Origin of the sequence: Cryptosporangium sp. NPDC051539 (assembly GCF_044454545.1) — a bacterium.
Classification (GTDB): domain Bacteria; phylum Actinomycetota; class Actinomycetes; order Mycobacteriales; family Cryptosporangiaceae; genus Cryptosporangium.
The window spans coordinates 60,831-87,040 of the sequence record NZ_JBITDV010000002.1; the positions used below are offsets into that span (position 1 = coordinate 60,831).

Annotated in this window: 22 protein-coding genes and 1 pseudogene; 17 read left to right on the plus strand and 6 right to left on the minus strand. The window is 73.0% G+C overall.

The window, feature by feature from the left end:
• Positions 1 to 100 precede the first annotated feature (100 nt).
• The 16 genes and pseudogenes from ACIBZJ_RS06205 to ACIBZJ_RS06280 all read left to right on the plus strand — a co-directional run bounded on the left by ACIBZJ_RS06205 (position 101) and on the right by ACIBZJ_RS06280 (position 17,568).
• The gene (locus ACIBZJ_RS06205; RefSeq protein WP_395926156.1) at positions 101 to 835 is read left to right on the plus strand and encodes an ATP/GTP-binding protein; all 735 of its coding nucleotides are present in this window, start codon (positions 101 to 103) and stop codon (positions 833 to 835) included.
• A complete protein-coding gene (locus ACIBZJ_RS06210) occupies positions 832 to 1,497 on the plus strand; it encodes an SAF domain-containing protein (protein ID WP_395926158.1) in 666 nt (221 codons plus the stop codon). The genes ACIBZJ_RS06205 and ACIBZJ_RS06210 overlap by 4 nt, the downstream gene beginning before the upstream one ends.
• Positions 1,497 to 2,327: a ParA family protein gene (locus ACIBZJ_RS06215; RefSeq protein WP_395926160.1), complete on the plus strand. Its 831-nt coding sequence runs from the start codon at positions 1,497 to 1,499 to the stop codon at positions 2,325 to 2,327. The genes ACIBZJ_RS06210 and ACIBZJ_RS06215 overlap by 1 nt, the downstream gene beginning before the upstream one ends.
• A 796-nt stretch (positions 2,328 to 3,123) precedes the next feature.
• Complete coding sequence (locus ACIBZJ_RS06220; protein ID WP_395927714.1) at positions 3,124 to 4,680, plus strand: CpaF family protein; 1,557 nt, start codon at positions 3,124 to 3,126, stop codon at positions 4,678 to 4,680.
• The gene (locus ACIBZJ_RS06225) at positions 4,614 to 5,567 is read left to right on the plus strand and encodes a type II secretion system F family protein (RefSeq protein ID WP_395927716.1); all 954 of its coding nucleotides are present in this window, start codon (positions 4,614 to 4,616) and stop codon (positions 5,565 to 5,567) included. The genes ACIBZJ_RS06220 and ACIBZJ_RS06225 overlap by 67 nt, the downstream gene beginning before the upstream one ends.
• Positions 5,567 to 6,418 (plus strand): type II secretion system F family protein, encoded by an 852-nt coding sequence (locus ACIBZJ_RS06230; protein ID WP_395927718.1) that lies wholly within the window; start codon positions 5,567 to 5,569, stop codon positions 6,416 to 6,418. The genes ACIBZJ_RS06225 and ACIBZJ_RS06230 overlap by 1 nt, the downstream gene beginning before the upstream one ends.
• 9 nt (positions 6,419 to 6,427) lie before the next feature.
• On the plus strand, positions 6,428 to 6,604 hold the full coding sequence (locus tag ACIBZJ_RS06235; RefSeq protein ID WP_395926162.1) for a hypothetical protein: 177 nt from the start codon (positions 6,428 to 6,430) through the stop codon (positions 6,602 to 6,604).
• A complete protein-coding gene (locus ACIBZJ_RS06240; protein ID WP_395926164.1) occupies positions 6,605 to 7,006 on the plus strand; it encodes a TadE/TadG family type IV pilus assembly protein in 402 nt (133 codons plus the stop codon).
• Positions 7,003 to 7,425, plus strand: a complete 423-nt coding sequence (locus ACIBZJ_RS06245; protein ID WP_395926167.1) for a TadE family protein — start codon at positions 7,003 to 7,005, stop codon at positions 7,423 to 7,425. Before ACIBZJ_RS06240 ends, ACIBZJ_RS06245 begins: the two co-directional genes overlap by 4 nt.
• Positions 7,419 to 7,826, plus strand: a complete 408-nt coding sequence (locus ACIBZJ_RS06250) for a hypothetical protein (RefSeq protein WP_395927720.1) — start codon at positions 7,419 to 7,421, stop codon at positions 7,824 to 7,826. Before ACIBZJ_RS06245 ends, ACIBZJ_RS06250 begins: the two co-directional genes overlap by 7 nt.
• A gap of 22 nt (positions 7,827 to 7,848) precedes the next feature.
• Complete coding sequence (locus ACIBZJ_RS06255) at positions 7,849 to 10,914, plus strand: LysM peptidoglycan-binding domain-containing protein (RefSeq protein ID WP_395926169.1); 3,066 nt, start codon at positions 7,849 to 7,851, stop codon at positions 10,912 to 10,914.
• Positions 10,915 to 11,373: 459 nt separating this feature from the next.
• Positions 11,374 to 11,778 carry a PPOX class F420-dependent oxidoreductase gene (locus tag ACIBZJ_RS06260; protein WP_395926171.1) on the plus strand — a complete coding sequence of 135 codons (405 nt, stop codon included), beginning with the start codon at positions 11,374 to 11,376 and terminating at the stop codon, positions 11,776 to 11,778.
• Positions 11,779 to 12,481: 703 nt separating this feature from the next.
• Entirely contained in the window at positions 12,482 to 13,462 is a 981-nt protein-coding gene (locus ACIBZJ_RS06265; protein ID WP_395926173.1) for an ROK family protein, read from the plus strand.
• A 1,674-nt stretch (positions 13,463 to 15,136) separates the two neighbouring features.
• Positions 15,137 to 15,691 (plus strand): annotated as a pseudogene (locus ACIBZJ_RS06270) (GGDEF domain-containing protein); the annotation flags it as partial.
• Positions 15,692 to 15,817: 126 nt separating this feature from the next.
• Positions 15,818 to 16,318 (plus strand): HD-GYP domain-containing protein, encoded by a 501-nt coding sequence (locus ACIBZJ_RS06275; protein WP_395927722.1) that lies wholly within the window; start codon positions 15,818 to 15,820, stop codon positions 16,316 to 16,318.
• Between the two features lie 263 nt (positions 16,319 to 16,581).
• Positions 16,582 to 17,568 (plus strand): pirin family protein, encoded by a 987-nt coding sequence (locus ACIBZJ_RS06280; RefSeq protein WP_395926175.1) that lies wholly within the window; start codon positions 16,582 to 16,584, stop codon positions 17,566 to 17,568.
• 81 nt (positions 17,569 to 17,649) lie between these two features.
• Here ACIBZJ_RS06280 and ACIBZJ_RS06285 read toward each other — a convergent pair whose 3' ends face one another.
• The 6 genes from ACIBZJ_RS06285 to ACIBZJ_RS06310 all read right to left on the minus strand — a co-directional run bounded on the left by ACIBZJ_RS06285 (position 17,650) and on the right by ACIBZJ_RS06310 (position 25,700).
• Positions 17,650 to 18,927: a cation:proton antiporter gene (locus ACIBZJ_RS06285; protein ID WP_395926177.1), complete on the minus strand. Its 1,278-nt coding sequence runs from the start codon at positions 18,925 to 18,927 to the stop codon at positions 17,650 to 17,652.
• Positions 18,927 to 21,404: a protein translocase subunit SecD gene (gene secD, locus ACIBZJ_RS06290; RefSeq protein ID WP_395926179.1), complete on the minus strand. Its 2,478-nt coding sequence runs from the start codon at positions 21,402 to 21,404 to the stop codon at positions 18,927 to 18,929. Before secD ends, ACIBZJ_RS06285 begins: the two co-directional genes overlap by 1 nt.
• Positions 21,405 to 21,464: 60 nt before the next feature.
• Positions 21,465 to 21,911 carry a hypothetical protein gene (locus ACIBZJ_RS06295; protein WP_395926181.1) on the minus strand — a complete coding sequence of 149 codons (447 nt, stop codon included), beginning with the start codon at positions 21,909 to 21,911 and terminating at the stop codon, positions 21,465 to 21,467.
• 80 nt (positions 21,912 to 21,991) lie between these two features.
• Complete coding sequence (locus tag ACIBZJ_RS06300; protein WP_395926183.1) at positions 21,992 to 24,052, minus strand: SpoIIE family protein phosphatase; 2,061 nt, start codon at positions 24,050 to 24,052, stop codon at positions 21,992 to 21,994.
• 33 nt (positions 24,053 to 24,085) lie between these two features.
• The gene (gene serA, locus ACIBZJ_RS06305) at positions 24,086 to 25,285 is read right to left on the minus strand and encodes a phosphoglycerate dehydrogenase (RefSeq protein WP_395926185.1); all 1,200 of its coding nucleotides are present in this window, start codon (positions 25,283 to 25,285) and stop codon (positions 24,086 to 24,088) included.
• Between the two features lie 58 nt (positions 25,286 to 25,343).
• Positions 25,344 to 25,700, minus strand: coding sequence for an STAS domain-containing protein (locus ACIBZJ_RS06310; RefSeq protein WP_395926187.1), 357 nt, complete (start codon positions 25,698 to 25,700; stop codon positions 25,344 to 25,346).
• A gap of 227 nt (positions 25,701 to 25,927) precedes the next feature.
• Here ACIBZJ_RS06310 and ACIBZJ_RS06315 point away from each other — a divergent pair, with 227 nt between their 5' ends.
• The gene (locus ACIBZJ_RS06315; protein ID WP_395926189.1) at positions 25,928 to 26,203 is read left to right on the plus strand and encodes a DUF6158 family protein; all 276 of its coding nucleotides are present in this window, start codon (positions 25,928 to 25,930) and stop codon (positions 26,201 to 26,203) included.
• Positions 26,204 to 26,210: the final 7 nt, after the last annotated feature.

Here is a 26,210-nt window from a genome sequence, read left to right on the forward strand (position 1 = left end):
GGGTGAACCATCCTCCGCGTATTTCCGTGGTGACGATGCGCTATGTGTCACGCGGCGCGTTTACGTGCTTACAGATGAGGGGCGTTCCGGGGTGAAAGCGTTGGCTGCACTGGTCGCCGTCGTGGTGTTCTCCGCGCTCGGCGGGGTGGCCGCGGCCGAGCCGCCTCCGTCCGGGGGCGCGACGTGCCCGCCGGGCGAAGACTGCGAGGTCAGGGCCGAGCGTCCGGGGACGCAACCACGCCCGGCGCCCGAGCCGGGCAACCCGGCACCCGGCCCCACCGAGCCACCTCTGCGTCAATGCAACATCGCCGCGCTCTGCCCGGTCGACGAGGCGCCTCCCCCGCAGGCGGAGACCGCGCAGCAGGTGGCGATCCGGGAGTTCACGAAGATCCCGATCAAGGGTCCGCAGATCGGCATCGTGCCCGGTCCCGAAGCCGGTAAGGCCGGGCTGGTCGGGTTGCCGGTCTGGCTCTGGACCGCGGTCACGCCGCAGACCTGGGGGCCGTTCACCGCGACCGCCACCGTGCCCGGGCTCACCGTCACGGCGACCGCCACCGCGGCCAGGATCACCTGGAACATGGGCGACGGCCACCAGGTGGTCTGCACCAACCCCGGCACGCCCTATCAGGCGTCGTACGGCAACGCGGCCTCGCCGAACTGCGGTTACCGCTACACGAGATCCAGCCACTCCCGGCCCGGCGGCCGGTACACGGTCACCGGCACGACCAACTGGGTCGTCAACTGGGCCGGTGGCGGCCAGACCGGAACGATCCCGCAGACCCGGCAGACCACGACCACGATCCAGATCGACGAACTCCAGGTGGTGACGCAGTGAGCCACACCGCGACGACTACGCCGGTGACTACCTCCGGGCCGGTATCGGCGCCGCGGGTCGTCGGCCAGCGCCGGATCCGCGGCGGCCACCTCGGGCTCGCGGTCGCGCTGGTCGCGATCGGTGGGCTGCTCGCCGCCTTCGCGTTCTACGCCGCGACCCGGACGGGCGACTTCCTGGCCGTCGCCCGTCCGGTCGCGGCGGGGGCGACGATCACCGCGGCCGACCTGGCCACCGTGCAGGTCAACAGCACGGCCGGGCTGTCTCCGCTGGCCGCCTCGGAACGCGGGTCGGTCATCGGGAAACGCGCGAAGGTCTCACTGGTGCCCGGCACGCTGCTCACCGAAGACCAGCTCACCGACGAAGAACTCGTCGGCCCCGGTCAGCAGCAGGTCGGCATCGGGCTGAAGCCTGAGCGGATGCCGGCCAAGCGGCTGAGCCCCGGAGACAAGGTGCAGCTGGTCGCGACCGCGGCGCCGAACTCCACGTCGGAAGGCACCTCGTCGACCGAGACGTTCGCCGCGACGGTCGTCGACAGCTCGCCGCGCACCGACCAGGACGCCACGACCGTGCTCTACGTCGCGGTGTCGCAGAACGACGCGCCTCGGGTGGTGGAGCTCGCCGCGGCGGAGCGGATCGGCGTCGTCCTCACCGGGACGCGCTGATGGCGCTCGTCGCGCTGGCGTCGGCCAAGGGATCACCCGGCGTCACCACGGCCGGGCTGGCGTTCACGTTCTCGTGGGCGACCAGGATGGTGCTGTCCGAATGCGATCCGTCGGGCGGGTCGATCCTGGCCGGCTACCTGCAGGGCCAGATCGACGCCGGTCGTGGCCTGATGCCGCTCGCCGTCGCCGACCTGCGGCACTCGGGTGCGAACGACCGGCTGGAGAGTGAGTTCTGGGCCCAGCTCGTCGATCTGGCCCCGCCCGCGCGGCAGCGTCTGCTGCTGCCCGGGCTGACCGATCCGGCCCAGTCCGGCACGTTGGCTCCGTTGTGGAACCGGTTCGCCGGCTTCTTCTCGCAGCTGGAGTTCGGCGACCCGTCGTTCGACGTGATCGCCGACTGCGGGCGGCTCGCCGCCCCGGCTACGCCGTGGCCCTTGCTCTGGGCCGCGGACGCCGTGCTGCTGGTCGTCCGCCCGACGCTGCCGTCGATCGCCTCGGCCGTGCCGACGCTGGGCGCGATCCGGGCGCAGCTGTCCGAGCGCGTCGCGAGCCTGTCCTCGCTGGGGCTGGTGCTGGTCGGGTCGGGCCCATACTCGGCGTCGGAGGTGTCGGGGCAGCTCGGCGCGCCGGTCGTCGCGACGCTGCCGGACGACCCGAAGACCGCCGGGGTGCTGTCGACCGGGGGAGACGTGCGGCTCTCGCGGCCACTCCTGCGGGCGGCGGCGGGCGCCGAGGCGGGCGTGCGGGTGTTGATCGACGAGCACCGGCAGCAGGTGCCCCGGCGTGCGGTTCGGCGGGAGGTGGCGGTCGGGAATGGGCACACGTTCTGAGGGAGCGCCTCCGGAGGGTCTCGGTGCCCTCGATCCGCTGACCGAGTTCGACACGCCGCCGGCGGCGACCGGGTATCCGGTGCCGGAGGCGCACCGGGCACACCTGGCCGACCTGCCGGTCTCCGGTGCGGGCATGCGCGTGTCGCCGGGCACGACGGTGTTTCCGCCGGACTACCCGGCGTTCGGCGAGCGCACGCCGCCTCCGCTGGAGTGGCCGGCACCGGCGGAGTTCCCGTCCGGGGCGGGTTCGGCCGGAGCGCGTCCGTCCGGCGCCCGTCCGTCCGAGGTGGGCCCGTCGGCGGTGGGCCCGTCCACGGTAGGCCTGTCGGCGGCGGGCCCCTCGGCGGCGGGGATGCCGTCTGCGGCTCTGCACTCGGCGTTGCCGCCCTCGACGTTGCCGGCCCGGCCGACGTTGCCGCCTCCGCCGCGCCGGCCGGAAGACCGGCACGGGCACTCGGCCCTGCCGCCCGCGCCCCGGCGTCCGGAAGAGCGCTCCGCGCCGCACTGGCGTCCGGAAGAGCGTTCCGAGGTTCCGCCCCGGCGTCCGGAAGAGCGCTCCGAGGTTCCGCCCCGGCGTCCGGAAGAGCGTTCCGAGGTTCCGCACTGGCGTCCGGAAGAGCGTTCCGAGGCCCCGCACTGGCTCCCGGAGGGGCCGGGCCGCCTGGAAGGCTTCGGCCGGCCCGACGGCCTGGGCCTCCCGGAGGCCCGCGGTGTCTCCGAGGGCCCGGCTCAGCCGGAGCGGCCGGTTCACCCGGAGGGGGCGGGCCGCTCCGGTGGAGGCGGGCCGGACCCGGTCATGTTCCTGCCGCCGTCGGTTCTCGATCCGTCCCCGCGACCGGCCGGTTCCGGTTCTCCGGGGCCGGGTGCTCCGGGTGCTCCGGGTGCTCCGCGGTTGGGGGGCGCCCCTCCGCCGCGGCCGGTGCCGGGGCGGCACGCCGCTCCGATCAAGCAGGTCGACTACGGCGCGGTCCGTGCCCTGGGCCGTCAGATCAGCGAGCGGCTCTCGCTGTGGCTGCGCAACCATGCCGACGCGTCGGAGGACGACCGCAGGCGGGAACGTGACCGTGCCGCGGGCCAGCTCGTGGCCGAGTGGGTCGACGCCCAGCGCCGGGCCGGTGTGCCGCTGGCCTCCGGTGACGAGCGGGCGCTGCTGGAAGCGGTGATCGCCGATCTCGTCGGTCTGGGGCGTCTGCAGGCGTTGCTGGCCGATCCGTCGATCGAGGAGGTCCACATCCTCGGCTGCGACCGGGTGCGGATCACCCGCCGTTCGGGTGCGGTCGAGGTCGGTTCGCCGATCGCGGATTCCGACGACGAGATGGTCGAGATCCTGCAGACGGCGGCCCGTCGTGCCGGTTCCACCGAGCGGTCGCTCTCGACGTCGCGTCCGGTTCTGGACCTGCAACTGCCCGACGGGTCCCGCCTGGCGGCGGTCTACCAGGTCTCGCACCGCCCGTACGCGGTGATCCGCCGTCACTCCACGCTGGACGTCACGCTGCCGGATCTGGCCGGTGGGCGTCCGGATCTGGCGGAGATGATCGACCCGCTGATCGGGGAGTTCCTGTCCGCGGCGATGCGGGCCGGGCTGAACATCATGGTCGCCGGTCTGGCCGGCGCCGGGAAGACCACGTTGCTGCGGGCGCTGGCCGCGGAGATTCCGAGGCAGGAAGCGTTCGTGCTGCTCGAGGAGTCCCGCGAGCTGGGTCTGCACTCCTCGCCGCGGCATCCGTGGGCGATGAGTTTCGAGGCCCGCGAAGGCCACGGCGAACGCGATTTCTCCGGGCGTCCGGCCGGTGAGGTGACGATCGCGGACCTGATCCCGCTGTCGCTGCGGATGGGTGTGCTGCGGGTGATCGTTGGTGAGGTCCGGTCGAGGGAGATCGTGCCGATGCTGCAGGCGATGACGACGTCGCGGGGTTCGATGTGCACGATCCACGCCCGTACGCCGCAGGCGGTCACCGAGCGGATCATCGAGCTGTCGTTGTCGCACGGCAAGGACATGACCGTCGAGCTGGCCCGGCGGATGGCCGGTAACGCGCTGGATCTGGTCGTCTACGTCACCGTGCAGGACGAGACGCCGATCGGCGGGCGCAAGCACCGCTTCGTGTCGCACATCGAGGAGGTCGACGGAGTCACCGGCGACCGGATCGCGACCACGACGGTGTTCGGCCCGGGCGCGGACGGACGGGGTGTGCCCAAGCACCTGCCGGGCCGGGTCCGGGACGCACTCCTGCGGGTCGGCTACGACGCCCGGGCGCTGGCCGGCTGGATCGAGGCCGGGCACGGTGCCTGGCGGTCTCCGCTGCAGAGCCTGCTGAACCGCACGCCGACCACGACGGCGGGGGTGATGGTGTGAACCTGCGGTTGATCGCCGGGATCGGTGGCGCGTTCGTCGTCGCCGGGGTGGTGCTCGGGGTGTTCGCGCTGATGGGCACCGCGTCGACGGCGCGCCCGGCGTCGTCCACGTCGTTGTGGTGGCGGAGGCTGTGGAACGGCGAGGGGCTCAGCGCGCCGGAGCGCCGCACCCGGCGGGCGTTGCTGATCGGGGCGCTGGCGGCGGGCGTCTTCGCCTGGCTGTTCACCCGGATGCCGATCGCCGGGCTGCTGGCCGCACTCGCGGTGCCGGGCGTCCCGTGGCTGTTCACGGTCGGCAACCGGGAGAAGCGCGCGATCCAGCGGATCGAGTCGGTGGGGGAGTGGGCCCGCCGGCTGAAGGACATCACCGCGACCGGCGTCGGCCTGCAGCAGGCGATCGTCTCGTCGACGGCGACCGCGCCGGTCGCGATCTCGGTCGAGATCAAGACGCTGGCGGCCCGGCTCCAGGCCGGGTGGAACGGCCGGATCGCGCTGCTGCGGTTCGCCGACGACATCGCCGACCCGGTGTGCGACCAGGTCGTCGCCGCGCTGATCCTGCACCTGTCCGACCGCGGTGAGCACCTCGGCGACGTGCTGAACTCGATCGCGTCCGCGGCGGCGGCCGAGGTCGCGACCCGCCGCGAGGTCGAAGCGAAACGGACGCAGCCCCGGTTCGCGGTCCGCTTCCTCACCGGTCTGACGCTGCTGGTGCTGGTCTACGGGGCGAGCCGCCCCGACTACATGGCGCCGTACGGCACGGCGACCGGGCAGTTGGTGATGGCCGGTCTCGGCGGCGTGTTCATCGCGCTGCTGATCTGGGTGCGGGCGATGAGCCTGCCGCCGCGGGCGCCGCGGTTCCTGTCGGTGCCGGGTGGTGAGGCCGAGTGATCGCCTCGTGGCAGTTGCCGGCCGCCGTGCTGGGCGGCGCCGCGGTCGGGTGCGGTGGCTTTCTGCTGATCCGCGAGGCGCTGCCGGCCGTACCGGCGCTCGGCCCGGCGCTCCGGCGGCTGCACGAACCGGTTGCCGTCGCGACGCCGGTCGGCGGGCCGCTGTCGGGTCTGGCCCGGCGGATCCGCGTCCCCCAGCGCGACCTGACGCTGCTCGGCCGGACACGGGAGCAGTACCTGCTGTCGTTGCTGCTCTCCGCCCTGATCGGGCTGGCCACTCCGCCGGTGGCCGGGTTCATCTTCGCGGCGGCGGGCATCACGCTGCCGGTGGCGATTCCGGTCGCGGCGTCGCTGGTCTGCGCGGTGCTGTTCATGTTCGTCGCGCACCGCGACGTCCTCGACAAGGCCGCCGCCGCGCGGGCCGAGTTCGTCCGGGCCGTCTGTACCTATCTGGACCTGGTCGCGCTCCAGCTGGCGGCGGCGCACGGCCCGGTACAGGCGCTCGAGCAAGCGGCCACGGTGTGTGACGGCTGGGTGTTCCAGCGCATCCGCGAGGCGCTGCTCCGCGCCCAGCTCCAGATGCGGTTCCCCTGGGCCGAGCTGCGGCTGATGAGTGAGGAGATCGGTGTCGCCGAGCTGGGTGACGTCGGCGCGATCATGCAGTCCTCCGGCGCGGAGGGCGCGCAGGTGCAGCAGACCCTGCGCGAGCAGGCCGACTCGCTGCGCGACCAGATCCGCACCAACGACCTGGCGAAGGCCGAGTCGATCACGTCCCGGCTGGACATCCCGGGCGCTGCCCTGGTGTTCGTGCTCGTCCTGTTCGTGCTCTACCCGTTCATGACTCGGATTTGAGGGAGTCGCATGACCAAGCTGTATCTGGCGGTGTGGTTACGCATGCAAGACCTGACCCGCGAGCGCGACCGCGGCGACGGCCCGGTGCCCACCTCGATCATCATCGCGGGGCTCGCGGTGCTGGCAGCGGCGGTGGTGGCCTGGGCCACGACGAAGGCCAACAACGCGATGAACTCGGCCCCGTAGATGAACTGGCCGCGGCTGCGGGGTGAGCGGGGGTCGTCGCCGGTCGAGCTGGCGATCCTCGCTCCCGCCGTGCTGCTCGCGCTGTTCGCGTCGATCCAGGTCGCGGCCGTGTTCATGGCCCGGTCGACGGCGCTCTCGGCAGCGCAGGAAGCAACGACGGCGGAGCGGGCGTTCGACGCCCCCGCGGGCGCGGGTGAAGACCGTGGGCGTGCCTTCCTGGCGCGCGCAGGCGACTGGCTGTCCGGCGGCCGGGTGACGGTCGTCCGCAACGGCGACCAGGTCACGACGACCGTCACCGGCTCGGCGATCTCGCTGATCCCGGGCTTCACGTTCACGGTCTCCGAGACCGCGCACGGCGAGGTCGAACGCTTCACCACCGACAACGAGGACGCCGGGCCATGAGGGATCGTGACGACGGATCCATCGCGGTCGAGTTCGCGATCCTGCTGCCCGCGTTCGTGCTGCTGATCGCGGTGGCGGCGGTGATCGGGCGGCAGACCGTCGCCCAGACCGCGATCGAAGGCGCCGCTCACGACGCGGCCAGGGCGGCGTCGATCTCCCGGACGGCCGCGACCGCCCAGGCCCGCGGCACCGCCGCCGCGAACGACGTCCTCGACGCGCAGGGCCTGCACTGCGACCCGGTCACGGTCACCGTCGACACCCGGCAGTTCGCCCGCCCGGTCGGGCAGCCGGCGTCGGTCACCGCGGTCGTCTCGTGCTCGGTCGCGTTCTCCGACATCGCGGTGCCGGGCCTGCCGGGCAACCGCACGTTGTCGGCCACGTTCACGAGCCCGCTCGACCTCTACCGGGGCCGATCGTGACGGCCTCCGACGACCGCGGCCGGGTCAGCGTGTTCCTGGCGATCGCGCTGGCCGGCGTCCTGATCCTGATCGGCATGGTCGCGGACGGCGGCGCTCGGCTGCGCGCGATGCAGCGCGCGGACAACATCGCCGCCGAGGCCGCGCGGGCGGCCGGGCAGGGAATCGACGGCGCGACCGCGATCCCCGGCGGCAAGAAGCAGCTCGACCCGGACCTCGCCGTCCGGGCCGCCCAGGACTACCTCGCGTCGGCCGACGTCACCGGCACCGCGACCGTCAACGACGACCTCGACGAGGTCGTCGTGGAAGTACGGATCACCCGGCCGACCGCGATGCTCGGCCTGATCGGGATCAACACGATCCAGGTCACCGGCCACGCCACGGCCGTGCTTCGCACCGAATGAGCTCGGCCGGAGGAGGCGCTCGATGAGCTCCATGTCTACGACGACGCGGGGACGGCAGGTCCTGCGCGGCCTCGTTGCGCTCTTCGTTCTCCTGGGGACGCTCGGCGGCGTGCCGATTCTGCTGGTCGTACTCGGCGGGAACCCGCTACCCGACCACGTGCCGGCGCTGGCCGAGGCGGGGCACGCGCTGATGTCGCCGGACGACGGCACGTTGTTCCTGCGCGTGCTCACCGTGGCCGGGTGGATCGGGTGGGCGACGTTCGCGTTGTCGGTGCTCGTCGAGGTGCCGTCGTCGTTGCTGCGGCGCCCGACGCCCCGGTTGCCGGGGTTGCGCACCCAGCAGCGCGCCGCCGCGGCGCTGATCGCCGCGATAGCGCTGCTGGTCGGAACGTCGACGGCGGCGAGCGCCGCGGTGGCGCACGCGCCGGCGACGGTTGCCGCCGATGTCGCGACGACGGGCGCGCAGACCGCGGCCCCGGCCATGCAGCACGGCACAGCACCGTGGTCGTCGGCTGTTGGCCGGGACGAGTTGCCCGCGCCGGCGTCCGGTGCCGCGCCGTGGTCGGCGGCCGTGGCGCGAGACCAACTGCCGCCACCCGCGTCCGGGTCGGCGCCGATGGGGCAGCCGGCGGCGGGGCGGGACGTGGGTGCGGGGCGGGATGGGGGGCCGGGGCCGGCCGGTGGGGCGGTGAAGCCGGTCGGTCGGCCTCCGCTGCCGGTGCGGGCGGTTTCGGCGCCCCCGGCGGCCGGAGGCGGGGCGCCGGGCTACACGGTCCGGCCGATGGCTTCGAGCGGCGGGACGTACGTGGTCGCGCCGGGGGATCGGCTGGCCGACATCTCGGCGCGTTTCCTCGGAGACCCGGACCGCTACCCGGAACTGGCCGCCGCGAGCGGAGTGTCCGATCCGGACGAAATCCGGGCCGGACAGCGGATCGTGCTCCCGCCGGGGGCCCGCGACCGGGGCGCGTCGCCGTACGCGGCCGGCCCCGTGCAGGGTTCTTCGACGAGCACCTATGTGATCGCCTCGGGCGACCGGCTCTCCGACGTCTCGGAACGCTTCCTCGGTGACCCCGACCGCTACCCGGAACTCGCGACCGGAAGCGGCCTCCAGGACCCCGACGAGATCCGGCCCGGCCAGCACATCGTCCTCCCGCCCGACGCCCGCGACCGAGGCGCCGACGACCACGCGGCCGGCCAGGTGCAGACGCCGGAATCCGCCCCCGAAGCCCCGCCCCCGAGCAGCCCTAGTCCGGGGCCGAGTAGTCCGGAGCCGAGTAGTCCGGAGCCGAGTAGTCCGGGGCCGAGCGCGCCGGAGTCGAGTGGATCGGCGCCGGGCACGCTGACGCCGGGAACCCCGGCCCCGAGTGCGCCTGCTCCCAGCGCCGCCCCCGGATCGGCCGCGCCCGGCATCCCCGCGCCCGCGCCGAGTCCGGGAGCGCCCGGTTCGGCCGCGCCGAGTTCGGCCGCGCCGAGTTCGGGGGCGCCGAGTTCGGGGGCGCCGAGCGCGCCTGCGGGCTCGCAGACCCCTCGGCACAGCGACCGCGTGCCTCAACCCGCGCCGGGGGGCGTCCCCCAGCAGAAGGAGTCACCCGACCGCACGCCGGAAGCCGCACCGACCGGTGCCAGCGGAGGCGCCCAACCGGCACCGGACACCACCGAAACGCGTCCGGCCTCGCACGAGACCTCACTGATCCTGCCGATCGGCGTCCCCCTCGCGGGCGCCGGCCTGCTCGCGGCACTCCTCCTCGCCCGCGGTCGTCGCCAGGAAGCGTTCGTCGGACGTCACCGGCGCCACCGTGGCCACGGCAAGGCCAACGACCCCAAGCCGCCCCGCGACGGCTTCGTCGCCGCACCTCCACGCCAGCGCTCCGAGCCTCCGCCCCTCCCCAAACGACGCTCCACCCTGGCGGGTCCCGCGATGACCTCCGGCTTCCCGACCGATCCCGCCTTCCGCACCGATCCCGGTCCCGACGGCGGCACCCGCCCGGCCCAAGGCTCCACCGCAACCCCTGGCTCCACCGCGGGCCCCGGCTCCGACCGCCGCCCCCTCGTCGCCCTCGACGTCGACGCCCCGGCCAGCCCCACCCCGACCGCGGACGTCGGCCGCCGGCCGGACGGTGCCGGGCTCGCCGGAAGCCCTCACCCGACCTCGGACAGCGGCTCCGCCTCGGGCGGGCCCGCGGTTTCCGCTCCGGCCGGCAACGTCCGGCTGGACGCGGCGCTCCGCGCGCTGGCGGTCTCACTGGCCGACCGAGCCGCGGACGAGATGCCGGACGTCCTCGGTGCCTGGCTCGAGCCCGACGGCATCAAACTCATCCTCAGCCGCCCGTGCCCGAACCCGCCGTCCCCCTGGAGCGGCACCGAACTCAACTGGATCCTCGCCGCCGACGCCGAACTCCCGGAACCCGCGCCGATGCCCGCGCCACTGCCGATGCTCGTCACGGTCGGCACCCGCGACTCCGCGCCGCTCCTGCTCGACCTCGAACGCCTCGGAGTCCTCACCCTCACCGGCGACGAGTTCCGCGCCGAGGACCTCCTGCGCTACCTCGGCGCCGAACTGGCCGGCAGCCCGTGGAGCGACGACGTCGAGATCCTCGTCGCGGGCTTCGACTCCGAACAGACCAACCACTTCGCGATGATCGGCGACGGCCGCATCGAGCCGGTCCCGACCGTCGCCGACGGCATCGTGCGCATGCGCCGCCGCGTCTCCCAAGCGCTGGGCGTCGAAAAGGCCTCCGCCGGACGCCACGCCGCCACCGAAGACGACGAGGAAGAAGAGGACGAGTGGGCGCCGACCATCCTGCTGGCGGCCGACCCCGATCTCGAGGAGACCATCGCGCTCGGTGAGCTCGACGAGGAGCTCGCCAACACCGGCCGGTGCGGCGTCGGCATCGTGACCGCGATCCGTGGCGACCTCGGCCGCTGGCCACTCGCGGTCACCGCCGAGGGCGCGATGTCCGCCGGATTCCTCGGCATCCGCGCGCCGAGCCTCGTGGCCGCGCGGTTGTCCCGCCCTCGCCTCGGTAGCCTCGCCGAAGAATTCGTGGACTCCGCCATTCGCGGCCCCAGCAACAACCCACTGGCCTGACCGTCACGTCGGCCTGCCCCGGCGCCTCTCACCAGGCCCGCTGCCCGGGCGCGCCCGAACTGTCCCGGCCGCTCTGACCGATCGACCGCGTCGAGAGCCGGTCCCCGGCGCGAGGTGGTCGCCGGATCCGGCACCAACGGCGCCGGCCCAGCGGACAGCCCGGCCGTGGCGCAGGCTTCCCCGGTGGTGCGGGCGCTTCTGCGTGGTGCGGGCGCTTCTGCGGTGCGGGCGGTTCTGCGTGGTGCGGGCGCTTCTGCGGTGCGGGCGGTTCTGCGTGGTGCGGGCGCTTCTGCGGTGCGGGCGGTTCTGCGTGGTGCGGGCTTCGTCGGGGTGCGGTGCCGCCTGGGATGGGGGCCGCCTGGGGCGCGGGCCGGGGCGGAGGGCGTCCGGAGGCGTGGATCGCCTCGGTGGCGCACCGGGCCTTGACCTGAAGTGAGCTTGAGCATGCACGCTGTCTTCATGCCGAACTCGAACGTCTTCACCGAAGCCGAACGCACCTACCTCACGAGCCAGCGGCTCGGCCGGCTCGCGACCGTCGATGCGCACGGTGTCCCGCAGAACAACCCGGTGGGCTTCGCGATCGACCCGGACACCGGCGCGATCGACATCGGCGGCTTCAACATGGGCGCCAGCCGCAAGTTCCGCAACGTCCGGCACACGAACACCGCCGCCTTCGTCGTCGACGACATCGCGTCGGTCAATCCGTGGAAGGTGCGCGGCATCGAGGTCCGCGGTGACGCCGAGGCCATCGACGGCCTGCCGCCCCGCGGACACATGAGCGGCGAGATCATCCGCATCCACCCGCGCTGGATCCTGAGCTGGGGCGTAGACCCCGACCTCCCAGGCGGCTCCCGCCGCGTCTGATCCTCCGGCTCGCATCGCCCCGGCTTGTACCGCCCCAGCCGCTGCGCCTCGCCGATCCGCGCCACATCTCCCCACACTGCCCCAGCGGCCGCCCCGGGCCGCGCCGCCCCGGGCCGCGCCGGTCCGGGCCATCCCGCGCCGGGCGGCGCCGGTTCGCGCCGGTTCGCGCCGCTCCAGGCCGCGCCGCTCCAGGCCGCGCCGCTCCAGGCCGCGCTGCTCCGGACCGCGCCGCGCCACGTCAAGCGGTGCCATCCCGCGCCGGGCCACGCCATCCCGCTCCGGGTCGCGCCGGTTCGTGCCGCGCCAGTTCGCGTCGCTTCGGGCCGCGCCGCTCCGGACCGCGCTAGGCGGCGCCAGTCTGCGCTGGGCCGCGCGATTCCGTGCTGGGCCGCGCCATTCCGCGCCGAGCCGCGCCATTCGGGGCCGCGCCGCGCCGCGCCGCGCCGTGCTGGGCCGCGCTGCGCCGTGCTGATTCGCGCTGTGCCGCGCTGGGGCGGGCCGGGCCGGGCCGAGCCGGGCTGAACCGCTCCGGGCCGCGCCTTCCAGCGCCGGGGCGCGCCGCGCGGGCTCGGGGCCCGGCCGGACCGGAGCGCCGCGCCGATCGGGGCCCGGGGCGACCCGCCCGGGGCGCAACTCGCGTTTCGATCAGGGCATTGGGCATGCTGGGGGTGTTCGGGCGGACGTACAGGCAGGGGACAACGGCATGGGGCTCGTCGTAGGCGTCGACGTCGGCGGAGCGCGCATCGCGGCCGGCCTGGTTGACGCCGACGGGCGGGTGCTGATCCGGCAGACCGTCCCGACCCCGCCCCGCCCGGCTGACCTCGTTCCGTGCGTCCATGCGCTGGTCAGCGCGTTCCGCGGCGGCTACACGATCTCCGCGGTCGGGCTCGGCATCGCCGGCTTCGTCGACCGCGACCGGTCGACGGTTCTGTTCTCCTCGCTCGCCGGCTGGGCGGACGAACCGCTCGGCGTCGAACTCGAGCGGCTGTTGAGCATCCCGGTCACGGTGGAGAACTCCGGCAGCGCCGCGGCCTGGGCCGAGTCGAAGTACGGCGCCGGGCTGGGCGAGCCGAACCTCGTGAGCTGCGTCGTCGGTACCGGGCTCGGCGGCGGGTTCGTGGTCGACGGGCATCCGTACCGGGGACGGTTCGGCATCGCAGCCGAGTACGGGCACATCCCGGTGGTGCCGGGGGGTCTGCTCTGCGGGTGCGGAAATCGCGGATGCTGGCAGATGTACGCGTCCGGGGCGGCGCTCGCGCGGGAGGCGCAGGAACTCGTGGCGTCCGGCGCCGCGGAGGCGAAACCGCTGCTCGCGAAGGCGAACGGCGAGGTCGGTGAGATCGGGTACCGGGTGGTGGCGGCGGTGGCCAGGGACGGCGATCCGGCCGCGCTCGCGATGGTCGAAAGACTCGGGCGTTGGCTCGGGGCCGGTATCGCGACCGTGGCGTCGGTGCTGGACCCCGGCTGCGTCGTGATCGGTGGCGGACTGCTGAACGCGCTGCTCGGAGTCGCGGCGACACCGGACGGCGACGGTGCGGACCTGTTGCTCGAACCGGCCCGCGACGAGTTCCGCCGCAGCCTGCCCGGCCGCGGCTACCGCCGCGAGGCCGACATCGCCCCCTCGGCTCTCGGCGCGGACGCCGGCCTGATCGGCGCCGCCGACCTCGCCCGCCACCGCCAGTAACGGCTACCGCCCCGGCCCCGCCACGGCGGTAGCCGCGCCGGAGGCGGTGCGCAAAACCGGCAACGATTTCGTTTCAGGAACGCGTCCGGTAAGCCCGACCGAATCACTCGCCCCAACGGGTACGCCCGAACGGGGGCAACCCATCCACCGTGTGGCCCGTAGCCCGGGGGCACTTCGGCGTAGACCGCCCCTCTGAGCTGTTTCGGGGCGGTAAGCATGCCCCCCTTTCTGCCATCGTGGATCCGTGTTCGGGTGCCCTCGCGGATCACGGTCCGTTCTCGACGGTCGCGCCACCCAATGCTGCCCACCCGCCCACGCCCCCAGAAACCCGTCCCGGATCTTGCCCAGGATCCCGCCCGAGATCCCGTCCAGGATGCCCTCCGACATCCCGGACGACATCCCGCCCAGGATCCCGTCCAGGATCCCGGACGAGATCCCCGACGGGATCCCGCCCAGGATCCAGGACGAGATCCCGCCCGCAGTTCCACCCTCCAACCACCCCGGGAACCCGTGACGTTCGCGCCCGGCTCCGGCGACAGACGTGCGGTCGATCACGGCGGCGCGACGCCCACCGCTGCCGACCCCATCGACCTCCGAGCCGATGACGTACGCCCCACCGGCACCCACCCCGGCGTCCGGGCCGACGACTTCGGAGAACGCGCCGAAAACCAGCGCCGAACCGCGGCGTTCGTCGCGCACCGCCGCTCGGTCTGCCGCGACGAGCTCTGCCGGCTCTCGGCCGCCTGCGGCATCGGCTGGATCATCGTCTACCAGCTGCTCGCCTGGGCCGCCGGTGGTACCTGGGCCGCACCGCTGGTCACGGACGCGATCTACCTGCTGCCGATCGCCACGGCCGCGCTCTTCGGCGTCTGGGCCGCCCGCAGCACGACCGGGCGGATCGCGATCGTCTGGCGCTGGCTCGCGGCGTCCACGATCTGCTGGCTCGTCGGCGAGGTGATCTGGAGCGTCTGGGGCGTCTGGCTGGCCCACGACCGGATACGGGCGGCGGCCGAGACCGACGCGCACCTCCCGGCCGCCGAAGTCGCGTTCACCATGTCGTACGCGCTGCTCGTACCCGCGGCCTGGTTCGGGTTCGTCCACACGCGCACGCTCTGGCGGGCCCGCGCGCTCGTCGACGCGGCGCTCGTCGGGCTGGCCGTCGGCGCGATCGGCTGGCGGCTCCTCGGCACGTCCGACCCGGTCGAGGCCGACATCATCGCCGACCTCGCCTACCCGGCGATCGGGCTGGCGTTCCTCGTCGCTCTGGTGGGCGCCGGGATGGCCCGGCACCGGGGCATCCCGTGCTCGGTCCTGCTCGCGATCGTCGGTTACGGATTCGGCGTCGTGGCCGATGCCGGTTACGCATTCGCGGACGCGAACAACTCGTTCTCCGACACCAGCCTGATCAACGCCGGTTGGCAGGCCCAGGCCGTGTTCCTCACGCTCGGCGGACTGGCGGCCGTGCGCCACCCGGACGTCGAACCGCCGATCGAACGCTTCGAGCATGACCGGGCGTTCGCCGCGGTGCTGGTCTCCGGGCTCTCGGTCGCGGTCCTCGTCGTGATCGACCAGGTCCGCAACCACAAAGTGGACTCCGTCTGGCTCGTGGTGACCGGCCTGGTGGTCGTCGGGCTGTTGGTCCGCCAGGCGCTGACCACCCGCGAGCAGACCCGGATGGCCCGCCGCCTCGACGAGGCGCTCCACGAGCAGCGCCGCACCGCGGTCACCGACGGCCTGACCGGCCTCTACAACCGGCCGTTCTTCCAGGCCCTCTTAGGAGTCGAGGCGCGGCGATCGGCCCACGACAGCGCCCGCGCCGGGCTGATCCTCGTCGATCTCGACTCGTTCGGGCGGATCAACGAGCACCACGGCCGTTCGGCCGGTGATTCCGTACTGGTGCAGGTCGCCGACCGGCTGCGGATCGCGGCGCGCCCCGGCGACGTCCTCGCCCGCTACGGCGGCGAGGAGTTCGCCTGCCTGCTTCCGCAGACCGACGAGGAGGCCGCGATGGAGGTCGCCGAACGCTTCCGTCAAGCCCTCCGGCGGACGTCGATCGTCGTCGGAACCGGCGCGTCGGTCGACGTCACCGGCTCGTTCGGCGTCGCGACGACCGGCGGCCCGCCGTCCGGTCCCGCGGAGCACAACGGCGGCGAGCCGGTCCTCGACATGGAACGCCTGGTCCGGGACGCCGACCGGGCGCTTACCGACGCGAAGGGACGCGGTGGCGACCGGGTCGTGGTGGCCGGGCGCGCCGACCGCCGGACCGTCGCCGACGACGTCGACGTGCCGGCCGAGCTGGCCTGGCTGGCGGACCGGGTCGATCGGGTGCTCAGCGACCACGAGCACAGCACCGCGGTGGCGCGGTGGGCGCTGCTGGTCGGGAGCTATCTGGCGCTCGAGCACGTCGAGTTGCGGCAGGTCGTGGCGGCGGGGCGATTGCACGACATCGGGAAGTTCGGCGTCGGGGCGGCGATCCTGCGGAAGACGGATCCGCTGACCGAGGCCGAGTGGAGCGCGCTGCGGTGCCATCCGGAGGAGGGCGCCCGGCTGCTGCGGGGCGTCGGCGGGCACGCGGCGCTCGCGCCGTTGGTGGCGGCTCACCACGAGCGGTGGGACGGGCTCGGGTATCCGGAGGGGCTGAAGGGTGAGGCGATCCCGCTCGGCGCCCGGATCATCGCGGTCTGCGACAGCTGGGCCGCCATGCGCGTCGACCGTCCCTACGCCCCGGCCCTGGACGCCCGCGCCGCCCGCGAAGAGATCGAACGCGCCCGAGGCGCCCAGTTCGACCCCATCGTCGTGGACGCTTTCCTGGCCCTTCTCGACCAGGAGCTGATAGACGACCCCGCTCCTCTTTGAGAGCGGGGGGCGCAGGAGCCGAAGGCGGCGAACACCAGGAGGTTGCCGCCGATCTGCTCGACCGTCACGGCCGGGCCGCCCAGAGACAGCAGCCCGACCACGGGGACGGCCTCCGCCGAGTGGCCCGAACCCCGCGGGGTCACGATCATCCAAAGCCACGGCGCCGTCCCCACCACGCCGGGGATCGTTCCACAGCACGGAAACGGGAATGGTTGACACGTCATCTACATTGTGAAGAGCAGTCGAACTCAGGGAGGCTCCCCATGCCCGCCGTCACCGTCGAGAATCCGCTGGCCCTGCCGCGGCTCGCACCGATCGACCCGACCGTCGACCGTCCGCGCGTCGTGACGAGCCTCACCACCGCGCCCCAGGGCTACGAGGGTGAGGGCTTCCCGGTTCGCCGCGCGTTCGCCGGCGTCGACCTGCGCGCGCTCGACCCGTTCATTCACATGGACCAGATGGGCGAGGTCGAGTACGGCGCCGGTGAGCCCAAGGGGACGCCGTGGCACCCGCACCGCGGGTTCGAGACCGTCACGTACATGATCGACGGCGAGATGGCTCACCAGGACTCCAACGGCGGCGGTGGCCTGATCACGAACGGCGACACGCAGTGGATGACCGCCGGTGGCGGGATCCTGCACATCGAGACGCCGCCGGAGCACCTCGTCGCGAGCGGTGGGCTGTTCCACGGCCTGCAGCTCTGGGTGAACCTGCCGAAGACGCTCAAGTTCGCGCAACCGCGTTACCAGGACATCCGGGGGAGCAAGGTCGCGCTCCTCAGCAGCCCGGACGGCGGCGCGCTGCTGCGGGTGATCGCCGGTGCGCTCGACGGGCACGAAGGCCCCGGGAGCACGCACACGCCGATCACGATCGTGCACGCGACGCTCAGCCCCGGGGCCGAGGTCACGCTGCCCTGGCGGAGCGACTTCAACGCGCTCGCCTACGTCCTCGGCGGTGCCGGCACGGTCGGCACGAAGCAGCGCCCGATCCGGACCGGGCAGCTCGCGGTGCTGGAGGACGGCGACTCGATCACGGTCACCGCGAACCCGAAGCAGGAGCCGCGGACGCCGAACCTCGACGTGGTCCTGCTCGGCGGCCGGCCGATCCGCGAGCCGGTCGCGATGTCCGGACCGTTCGTGATGAACACCCGCGCCGAGGTCGTCCAGGCCTTTGACGACTTCCGCGCCGGCCGCCTCGGCAGCATCCCCGCTGCCCATGCCCACGTATCTGGCGAAACCCCCCAGAACTAGCCCTACCCCAGGCCCCGGATCGCCCCGAAGCGATCCGGGGCCTGCTCGTCACTCCGCCCGCGACGGCCGCCGCGGGGCCGATCAGCGGGCGGCGCTGTGCGCTTCTTCGCCGGCGCGGGCCTCCGCGTCCGGTTGGGCGTCGTGTTCCGGGGAGTCCGCGACCACGTCCGGTGCCGGCCCCGTCGGGACCGGCAGGAGACGGCTGGGGACGTACCGCGAGAGCCACTCCGTCCGGACCACCGCCAGCGGGCCGATGATCGCCAGCACCAGCACGTAGCCGGCCGCGAACGCCGCCACCCGCGGGTCCAGGCCCGCGCCGAGCGCCAGCGTCCCGAGCACGATCGAGAACTCGCCGCGGGTCAGCACGGTCACGGCCACGTTCGTCCCGGCCCGCCGGTCGTACCCGTACAGCCGCGCCGCCCCGAGCCCGGCGACGAGGTTCAGGATGATCGTCAGCACGACCGCGACGACGATCGGCATCGCGACCGACACCACGTCACCCGGGTCGATCGTCAGCCCGAAGGTGAAGAAGAACAGCGCCGCGAACGCGTCCCGCAGCGGGTGCACCAGCTTGGTGACCCGACCGGCGTGCGGGGTCGACCCGATCACCAGACCGATCATGAACGCACCGATCGCGTCCGAGACCCCGAGCTCCTCGGCGGCACCCGCGGCCACCACCGCGAGCCCCACGAACATCACGACCAGCAGTTCATCGGCCCGCACGTCCAGGAGCCGCGACACCAGCCGCGAGCCCCACCGGGCCAGCCCGAACAGCACCACGAGGAACAGGAACGCGATCCCGAACTGCCCGGCAGCGGCCGCGAAGGACGACGCGCCCCCCAGCACCGGCTGGAGCGCCGCCAGGTAGAACGCCAGGAACACGTCCTCGACGACGATGATGCCGAGGATCAACCGGGACTCCGGGTTCCGGAGCCGCCCGAGCTCGATCAGCAGCTTGCTGACGATCGCCGACGACGAGATCCCGACGATGCCGGCCATCACCAGCGCCTCCCGGGTACCCCACCCGAGTGCGAACCCGAACGCCAGCCCACCACCGATGTTGAGCACCAGATATCCGACGCCCGCGATCACGAGTTTCCGCCCGCCGCGCACCAGATCGTCGAGGTGGAATTCGAGTCCCAGGTAGAACAGCAGGAAGACCAGGCCCAGCGTGGACAGCAGTGTGAACTCGGACGGGTCCGAGACCAGGGCGAGCCCCGGCGTATGGGGCCCGAGCAGCACTCCGGCCAGGATGAACAGGGGAATCGTCGGCAGCCCGATCTTCGCGCCGAGCCGCGCCAGTATCCCGGCGGCCAGGAACGCACCGCCGAGCGCCAACAGGATTTCCGCCGTATGCATCAAACCACCGCCCCACTACCGGCCCGGACGGGCCGTTTTTTGGAAGAAGAAGACGAACCGTTCCCGCGCACCCGGCCGGGCCAGCGACGCTCCAGCACCACGGCCAGCGGCGTCGCGGTCAGCGCCGACGACGCCGTACCGACGACCACACCGGCCAGCAACGCGATCGCGAAGTCGGTCAGCGAGTCACCACCCAGCACCGCCAGCGCGGTCAGGATGAACAGCGCACCGAGTCCGGTGTTGACCGTGCGCGGCACGGTTTGCAGCACCGCTTCGTTCGCGACGTCCGCGAACGGTGTCCGCCGGGCCGCGCCGCGCCAGCGCTCACGCACCCGGTCGAAGATCACGACGGAGTCGTTCACCGAGTAGCCGATCACGGTCAGCAGCGCCGCCAGGAAGACTCCGTCGAGCGACTTCCCGAGCCAGGCGAACAACCCGACCACGATCACGACGTCGTGCAGCATTGCGACGACCGACGAGACCGCGAACGTCCACCGGAACCGCAACGCCAGGTAGGCGACCTGCGCCAGCAGCGCGACGCCGAGCCCGATCAGCGCCTTGGTCCGCAACTCGGACCCCAGCGACGGGCCGACCTGCTCGTCGCGGATCCGCTCCACGTCGCCACCGCTCACCGACGCGAGCGCGGCCCGGATCCGCTGCTCGGAAGCGTCGCTGATCTGCGCGGTCCGCACCGACAGGTCCGAGTCCCCGGACTCCACCACGACGGCCCGCGGGAACCCGGCGTCGGCCACCGCCTGCCGGGCGTCGGACACCGAGACCGGCGACGCCGTTGTGTACTCCATCAACCGGCCGCCGGTGAACTCGACGCCGAGGCTCAGCCCGCGGATCCCGATCCCGGCGATCGCCAGCACGATCAGCACCGCCGACACGCTCAGGAACGTCCGGCGGTGCCGCATCAGGTTGACGTTCCGCCGGGTGATCCACCGCTGCACCCGGCCCGGACCGGCCAGCCCCGTCCACGCCGGGTGCCTGCGTACCCAGGGCACCGAGACCAGCAGCTCCATCAGGACCCGGGTGAACAGCAGCGCGCTGACCATCGACGCGAGCACCCCGATCGAGAGCGTCACGCCGAAGCCGCGCACGGGCCCGGAGGCCAGCCAGAACAGCAGGCCGGCGGCGAGCAGCGTGGTCACGTTCGAGTCGGCGATCGCCGACAGCGCGTTCTTGAACCCGCTGGTCACGGCCGCCTTCAAGCCCCGGGCCCGGCCCGCGGTCGCGGCCCCGGCCGAGAGATCCTCCCGGGACCGTTCGAAGATCAACACGCAACCGTCGATCGCCATCCCGATCGCGAGCACGAACCCGGCCAGGCCGGGCAGCGTCAGCGTCGCACCGAGCGCGGTCAGCGCCCCGTACGACAGCACCCCGTAGCCGGCCAGTGCGATCGCCGCGACGAACCCCGACAGCCGGTACACCAGGAGCAGGAACCCGACGGTCAGCGCGACGCCGATCGCGGCCGCCTGGGCGCTCGCGCGGATCGCGTCCGCGCCGAGCGTCGGGCCGACGGTCCGCTGCTCGACCGTCTCCACCGGCACCGGCAACGCACCGGCCTTCACCAGCAGCGCGAGGTCGTTGGCCTCGGCCTTGGAGAACGACCCGGTGATCTGCGTCGATCCGCCGGTGATCCCGACGTCGCAGCGCACGTCCTCGCCGACCTGCGGCGCGGACACGATCTCGGAGTCGAGCACGATCGCGACCCGTCGCTGCGGGTCTCCGGACGGGAAACACGCCGCGTCGCCGGTGACCGTCTCCCAGGCCCGTTCGCCCGCGCCGCGGAAGTCGACGGTCACGAACCAGCCCAGTCCGCTGGTCGCGTCGAACGACGCCGCCGCGTCCGCGATTCCCTCCCCGGTCAGCGCGGCCGGCCCGAGGCGCAGCGGCGCTCCCGAATCGTCGGTCAGCGTGATACCGGTCGCCGGGTCGGCGGGCTTCCCCTCCGCGGCGGGTGCGCCGTCAGAGGAGGAAGCCGAGGGGGCCGGGGTCGTGGTACCGGTGGCCGGCGGTGCCGGCGAAGGGGAGGCCGACGAGGGCGGGTCGGTGCCGCCGGGCGTCGGGGTGGCCCCGGACGGGGCCGCGTCGGCGGGATCGCCGTAGCCCAGGACGGGACGGACGGTGAGCTGGGCGGTGCGGCCGATGACTGCGGCGGCCTCAGCCGGGTCCTGGACGCCGGGCAGCTCGACGATGATCCGGTTGGTCCCGGAGCGGGTGATCGTCGGCTCGGTGACGCCGAGCGCGTCGATCCGGCGGCGCAGCACCTCGACCGTGCGGTCGGTGGCCTCCGCGTCGGCCTTGGTCGTGGACCCAGTCGTGGAATCCAGCACGGTCCGGGTTTCCAGCACGATCTGGGTCCCGCCGCGAAGGTCGAGGCCCAGCCGGGGGCTGGCCGTGATCGTCAGATAGATCGAGATGCCGAGGATGACGCACGCGAGTACCGCGCGCGCCAGGTTGGCGCGAGACATGGAGATTCCTCCGGACGAAGGCGGGACCCCGCGCACCCAGCAGGGCGTGCGAGAGACGGCTCAGAAACGTCCGGACGAGGGAGGAGCGCGGGTCTCGGGAAGGCCGGCCGGTGCCGGCGGCGCGCGGGTCGGTGCGCCGGTCAGCGCCCGACCGAGCGGGATGAGCAGCGGTGCCAGCGCGAGCAGCGTCGCCGCGGTACCGGCGGGCAGCCCGTCGGTGTGGACGCGCAGCGCGGTGACCGACGCCGGTGCGGAGTTCTCGCCGGATCGCACCGGAGCGGACGGCGACGCCGTCGACTCGGCTGCGGACGCCGGGCGGGTGGTGGCCGGACGGGCCCGGCTCGGTGCACCCGCCGCGCCGGCGGAGTGCGGCGCCAGGGCGATCGCCGGCGCGGTGCCCGCGAACCCGGTCGACGCGCTCACCGGCGACGCCGAAGCTCCCAGGCCCGCGGCCGCCATGACGGCCGCACACAACGCGAAGACCGCCCGCAACAACGTCCGGCGCACGCCTCGCGACGACCTCAGCGGTCGTGCTCGGAATGCGTGCGTCATCGGAGGAGTAGATCCTCTCGTCGGGTGCGGTAGCCCTACCCTACGTGATCCCCGGCTCGATCACCGTCGCAGCGACGCAGTGCGAGAACACACACATCGTCTTCGAGCGGTCCGTCGGCGATCATTCCGACCGTCACCCGCTCGACGACGCTCCGCGCGCTCACCGGTTCCGTGGTCACATCCGCGAGCAGCGCGGACAGCTTCGCGAACCCCACATCGAGGTCGGACGCCCGCCGCTCGATCAGCCCGTCGGTGTAGCAGAGCAGCGTGCCGCCGTCCGGGATCGCGCCCGAGTTCGTCGAGTACGCCCGTTCGCTCATCGCACCCAGGATCGGATCGTTGCTGTGCATCACCGTCACCCCCTCCGACGAGAGCATCGGGTACGGGTGCCCCGCGTTCGCCCAGTTCAGGCCACCGGTGGTGGGGTCGTAGAGACAGACCACCGAGCTGACCAGCGTCCCGCTCGGGTACCCGAGGAGCAACAGCCGGTTGAGCCGGGTCAGCACGGTCCCGGGGTCGGGGGTCTCCAGCACGTATGCGCGGGTGACCGCCCGCACCTGCCCCATGATCGCCGCGGCCCGCTGGTCGTGGCCGACCACGTCGCCGATCGAGAGCGCGATCCGCCCGTCCGCCAGCCCGAACGCGTCGTACCAGTCGCCGCCGATGTCGATCCGGTCGGCGACGGCCACGTAGTCGGCGCTCAGCGCGCCGCCCGGAACGTCCGGGAGGTCGGCCGGCAGCAGCGCGCGCTGGAACAGCTCCAGCACCTCGCGTTCGGCCTGGGTCTCGGCCCGGGCCTCCACGACGTCCTGCTGGGCGGTGGCCAGCTCGCCCCGCGTGCTCGTCAGCTGGCCCCGGGCCGTGTCCAGCTGGCCTTCGGTGGTGTGCAACCGGCCCTGGGCCTCGACCAGTTCGCCCTCGGCGGCCTTCGCGTCGGTGACGTCCTGGATGACACCCCACAAGCCGACGACCTCGGCGTCCGCGTCGTCGGGGTCGTCGCCGTCGCGGACCGCCTCGCCGTGCACCAGCATGTCCCGCACCTCGCCGTCGACGCGGACCATCCGGGTCTCGACCGTGAACGGTGCCCCGGTGAGGATCGCCCGGGACTGGACGGCCAGCAGCCGGTCCACCTCGTCGGGGTGGATGTGCGCAAGCCGGTCCTCGGTCGTCACCGGGGGAGTCGTCCGCTGCATCAGCGCGCAGAGCTCCTGCGACCAGACCGTCCGCTGACCGGCGATGCTGACCTCCCAGCCCGCGAGCTGGGCGATCCGTTGCGACTCCAGCAGCCGGTGGCTGAGCCGCGCGGTCGCCGACAGCTGCTCGGTCTCGCGTTCGAGCTGCTCGACTCGGTAGCGCTCGGTGACGTCGGTCACGAGCGCGCCGACGCCGGTGATGGCGCCGCTCGGACCGCCCGAGAGCCGCATCGGGAACGCGTCGACCAGCAGGTGCCGGGTGGGCCCGGACGGGACGTCGAGCTGCAGCTCCTGGTGGCGCAACACGTCTCCGGTGCCCAGGACCGTGCCGAGCTGGGCGACCAGCGAGTCCGGGATGCCGGGGACCATCTCCGGCAGCGTCCGGCCGAGGTGCGCGCCGGCCGGACGCGCGCTCAGCCGGGAGAGCGCCGCGTTGACCCGGATGAACCGGAGGTCACGGTCGAACAGCGCGATGCCGATCGGTGCCGCCTCGACGAGCGGGTCCAGTACCGCGGTGGCGCGCCGGGCGGCCTCCCGCAGGAGGTTGTCGACCCAGACCACCGCCAGGGCGGTCAGGCCCAGGAAGATCGCGGCCCACATCCAGCCCTGGGCCTGGTCCGGCGGGAGCGGCTCCCGCGGCCAGGCGACCGCGGCGAGCAGCCCGCCGGTCGACACGAACGCCGCCACCATCCCGGGGCCACGGCCCGCGACCACGGTCGAGGCGACCACCGCGATCAGGAACAGGAACCCGGGGATGACCTGGACGGTCGGCGTGGTCGTGGTGACCAGCGCCGGGCCCAGCGGCAGCAGGACACCAACGACCCAGCGGCCGGGTCCGGCTATCCAGACCCGCCGCCGTCCCAGGACCGTCTGCCGCAGCAGCGTCCGCCTCGCCAGCTTCACCGCTGATCGCTCCGTCGGTGGGAGCCGGGCCGTTCAGCCCAGCTGACGCAAACAGACCGTTTCCGGCATCGCCTGCAATGCGGCGAGCACGTCGTCGGAGAGTACGCCGGGAACGTCGGTCACGACGTATCCGAGTTCCCCGCGGGTGTTCAGTAGCTGGCCCTCGATGTTGACGCCGTGCTCGGCCAGGATCCGGTTCACGGTCGCGAGTACGCCCGGTGTGTTCCGGTGCAGGTGCGCGAGCCGGTGGGTACCGGGCGCCTGCTCGAGGTTGAGCGGCGGCAAGTTGACCGAGAGCGTCGTGCTGCCGGTCTCGAGGAAGCCACGCAGCTTGCCGGCGACGAACCGGCCGATGTCTTCCTGCGCCTCCTCGGTGGAGCCACCGATGTGCGGGGTCAGGATGACGTTCGGCAGCCCGCGCAGGTCGGAGACGAACTCGTCACCCCGTTTGTTCGGCTCGTGCGGGAACACGTCGACGGCGGCACCCACCAGGTGCCCGCTGACGATGTGATCGCGCAGAGCCTCGTGGTCGACGACGAACCCGCGGCAGAGGTTGAGGAAGATCGAGCCCGGGCGCATCCGGGCGAACTGGGCCTCACCGAACAGCCCGGCGTTGCCCGGCCGGCCGTCGACGTGGAGGCTCACGACGTCGGCCCAGTCGAGCAGGTCTTCGAGGCTGGTGTAGCGGCGGGCGTTGCCGAGCGCGAGCTTGTCGGCGGTGTCGAAGAAGCCGACCGACATGCCCATCGCCTCGGCGAGCACCGAGAGCTGGCTCCCGATGTTGCCGTAGCCGACGATGCCCAGCCGGCGTCCGCGCACCTCGTGGCTGCCGTCGGCCGATTTGTCCCAGACACCCTCGTGCAGGGACTTGTTCTTCTCGGTCAGGCGACGGGTGAGCGCGACGATCTCGGCCAGCGCGAGCTCGACCACACTGCGGGTGTTGGAGAACGGGGCGTTGAAGACCGCGATGCCCCGACCGGCCGACGAGACCAGGTCGATCTGGTTCGTACCGATGCAGAACGCACCGATCGCCAGCAGGTCGGACGCCTTCTCCAGCACGGTCTCGGTGACCTGGGTCTTCGAGCGGATGCCGAGCAGGTGGACCCCGGACAGCGCGTCGATCAGGTCCGACTCGTCGAGCGCGCCCGGCCGTGCGTCCACCTCGATGCCGGCCGAGCCGAGGATCGATACGGCATGGGGGTGGACGTTCTCCAGCAGCAGTGCCTTGAGCATGACCCCATTGTCGCTCGTGACGGCCCCGAGCTGAAATCGTCGCGGAGCGGCGTCCGTCTCAGTTCGCGGGTGTGGTGGGCTCCTCCAGCGCGAACAGCAGGTCGAGGCCGACCGTCACCATCGCCTTGCGGACCATCGGCGGAACCCGCTGCAGCGTGGTCAACCGGCTTTGCTCCGCGGTCAGGTGATGCAGGCGGACGAGGAAGCTGAGCGCCTGCGAGCCGATGAACGTGACGCCGCCGAGGTCGACGACGACGTCGGAGGGCTGGGCCTCCGCGGCCGTGCCGAGCGCGCCCTCGAGCAGATCGGCGACGAGAAGGTCGATTTCGCCGCTGAGCGTGATCGTCACCAGCCCGCCGGTCACAGCGGTGTTGACGCGGCTCTGGGGGTTGAGCCAGCCTGAGCGATTTTCCATGGGGTCGCGGTCCTCCTGCGGCCGATCAGCGGCGAAGACCGGCCTGAGGACACCAGAAACCGGCCCGCGTCGCATCGCGTTAGGCCGTCTGCTCGACCCGAGTCGCCCCGGAACAGGGGTGGCTCGCGGCAATCTTAGTGGCGGACGGTGAGCGCGGATCAACCCGGGCCCTTTTGGGGAACACCGGCCCGGGTAGGACAGGACACGGAACCGACGAGGGAGATCGAATGACGGTCGACGGTGGCGCCGGAGCACGCAGCGGTGCATTGGGTAGCGGTGGCGGGCTCGGGGTCGCGCCCGAACGCCTGACGGACGAGGACCTGCTGCGCGAACTGCGGCGGTTGCACGACACCCGGCACGAGACGCTGCGCCACGGCTCGGACGACGCGCTCGACGCGCACACGGTGCGGCTCGCCGACCTGGAGTCGGAGTACCTCCGGCGCCGGCCGCAACGCGAGATCGACCCGGGCCGCCTCCGGGAAGGCGCCCGCGATCGCGAGTGAGAGGGTT

What these genes read in the sequence shown, in the direction of transcription:
- ACIBZJ_RS06235 (WP_395926162.1), top strand. Translation starts at nt 6,428, where the DNA reads ATGACCAAGCTGTATCTGGCGGTGTGGTTACGCATGCAAGACCTGACC.
- ACIBZJ_RS06265 (WP_395926173.1), top strand. Translation starts at nt 12,482, where the DNA reads ATGGGGCTCGTCGTAGGCGTCGACGTCGGCGGAGCGCGCATCGCGGCC.
- ACIBZJ_RS06245 (WP_395926167.1), top strand. Translation starts at nt 7,003, where the DNA reads ATGAGGGATCGTGACGACGGATCCATCGCGGTCGAGTTCGCGATCCTG.
- ACIBZJ_RS06285 (WP_395926177.1), bottom strand. Translation starts at nt 18,927, where the DNA reads ATGCATACGGCGGAAATCCTGTTGGCGCTCGGCGGTGCGTTCCTGGCC.
- ACIBZJ_RS06220 (WP_395927714.1), top strand. Translation starts at nt 3,124, where the DNA reads ATGTTCCTGCCGCCGTCGGTTCTCGATCCGTCCCCGCGACCGGCCGGT.
- ACIBZJ_RS06260 (WP_395926171.1), top strand. Translation starts at nt 11,374, where the DNA reads ATGCCGAACTCGAACGTCTTCACCGAAGCCGAACGCACCTACCTCACG.
- ACIBZJ_RS06215 (WP_395926160.1), top strand. Translation starts at nt 1,497, where the DNA reads ATGGCGCTCGTCGCGCTGGCGTCGGCCAAGGGATCACCCGGCGTCACC.
- secD (WP_395926179.1), bottom strand. Translation starts at nt 21,404, where the DNA reads ATGTCTCGCGCCAACCTGGCGCGCGCGGTACTCGCGTGCGTCATCCTC.
- ACIBZJ_RS06240 (WP_395926164.1), top strand. Translation starts at nt 6,605, where the DNA reads ATGAACTGGCCGCGGCTGCGGGGTGAGCGGGGGTCGTCGCCGGTCGAG.
- ACIBZJ_RS06310 (WP_395926187.1), bottom strand. Translation starts at nt 25,700, where the DNA reads ATGGAAAATCGCTCAGGCTGGCTCAACCCCCAGAGCCGCGTCAACACC.
- ACIBZJ_RS06315 (WP_395926189.1), top strand. Translation starts at nt 25,928, where the DNA reads ATGACGGTCGACGGTGGCGCCGGAGCACGCAGCGGTGCATTGGGTAGC.
- serA (WP_395926185.1), bottom strand. Translation starts at nt 25,285, where the DNA reads ATGCTCAAGGCACTGCTGCTGGAGAACGTCCACCCCCATGCCGTATCG.
- ACIBZJ_RS06280 (WP_395926175.1), top strand. Translation starts at nt 16,582, where the DNA reads ATGCCCGCCGTCACCGTCGAGAATCCGCTGGCCCTGCCGCGGCTCGCA.
- ACIBZJ_RS06255 (WP_395926169.1), top strand. Translation starts at nt 7,849, where the DNA reads ATGAGCTCCATGTCTACGACGACGCGGGGACGGCAGGTCCTGCGCGGC.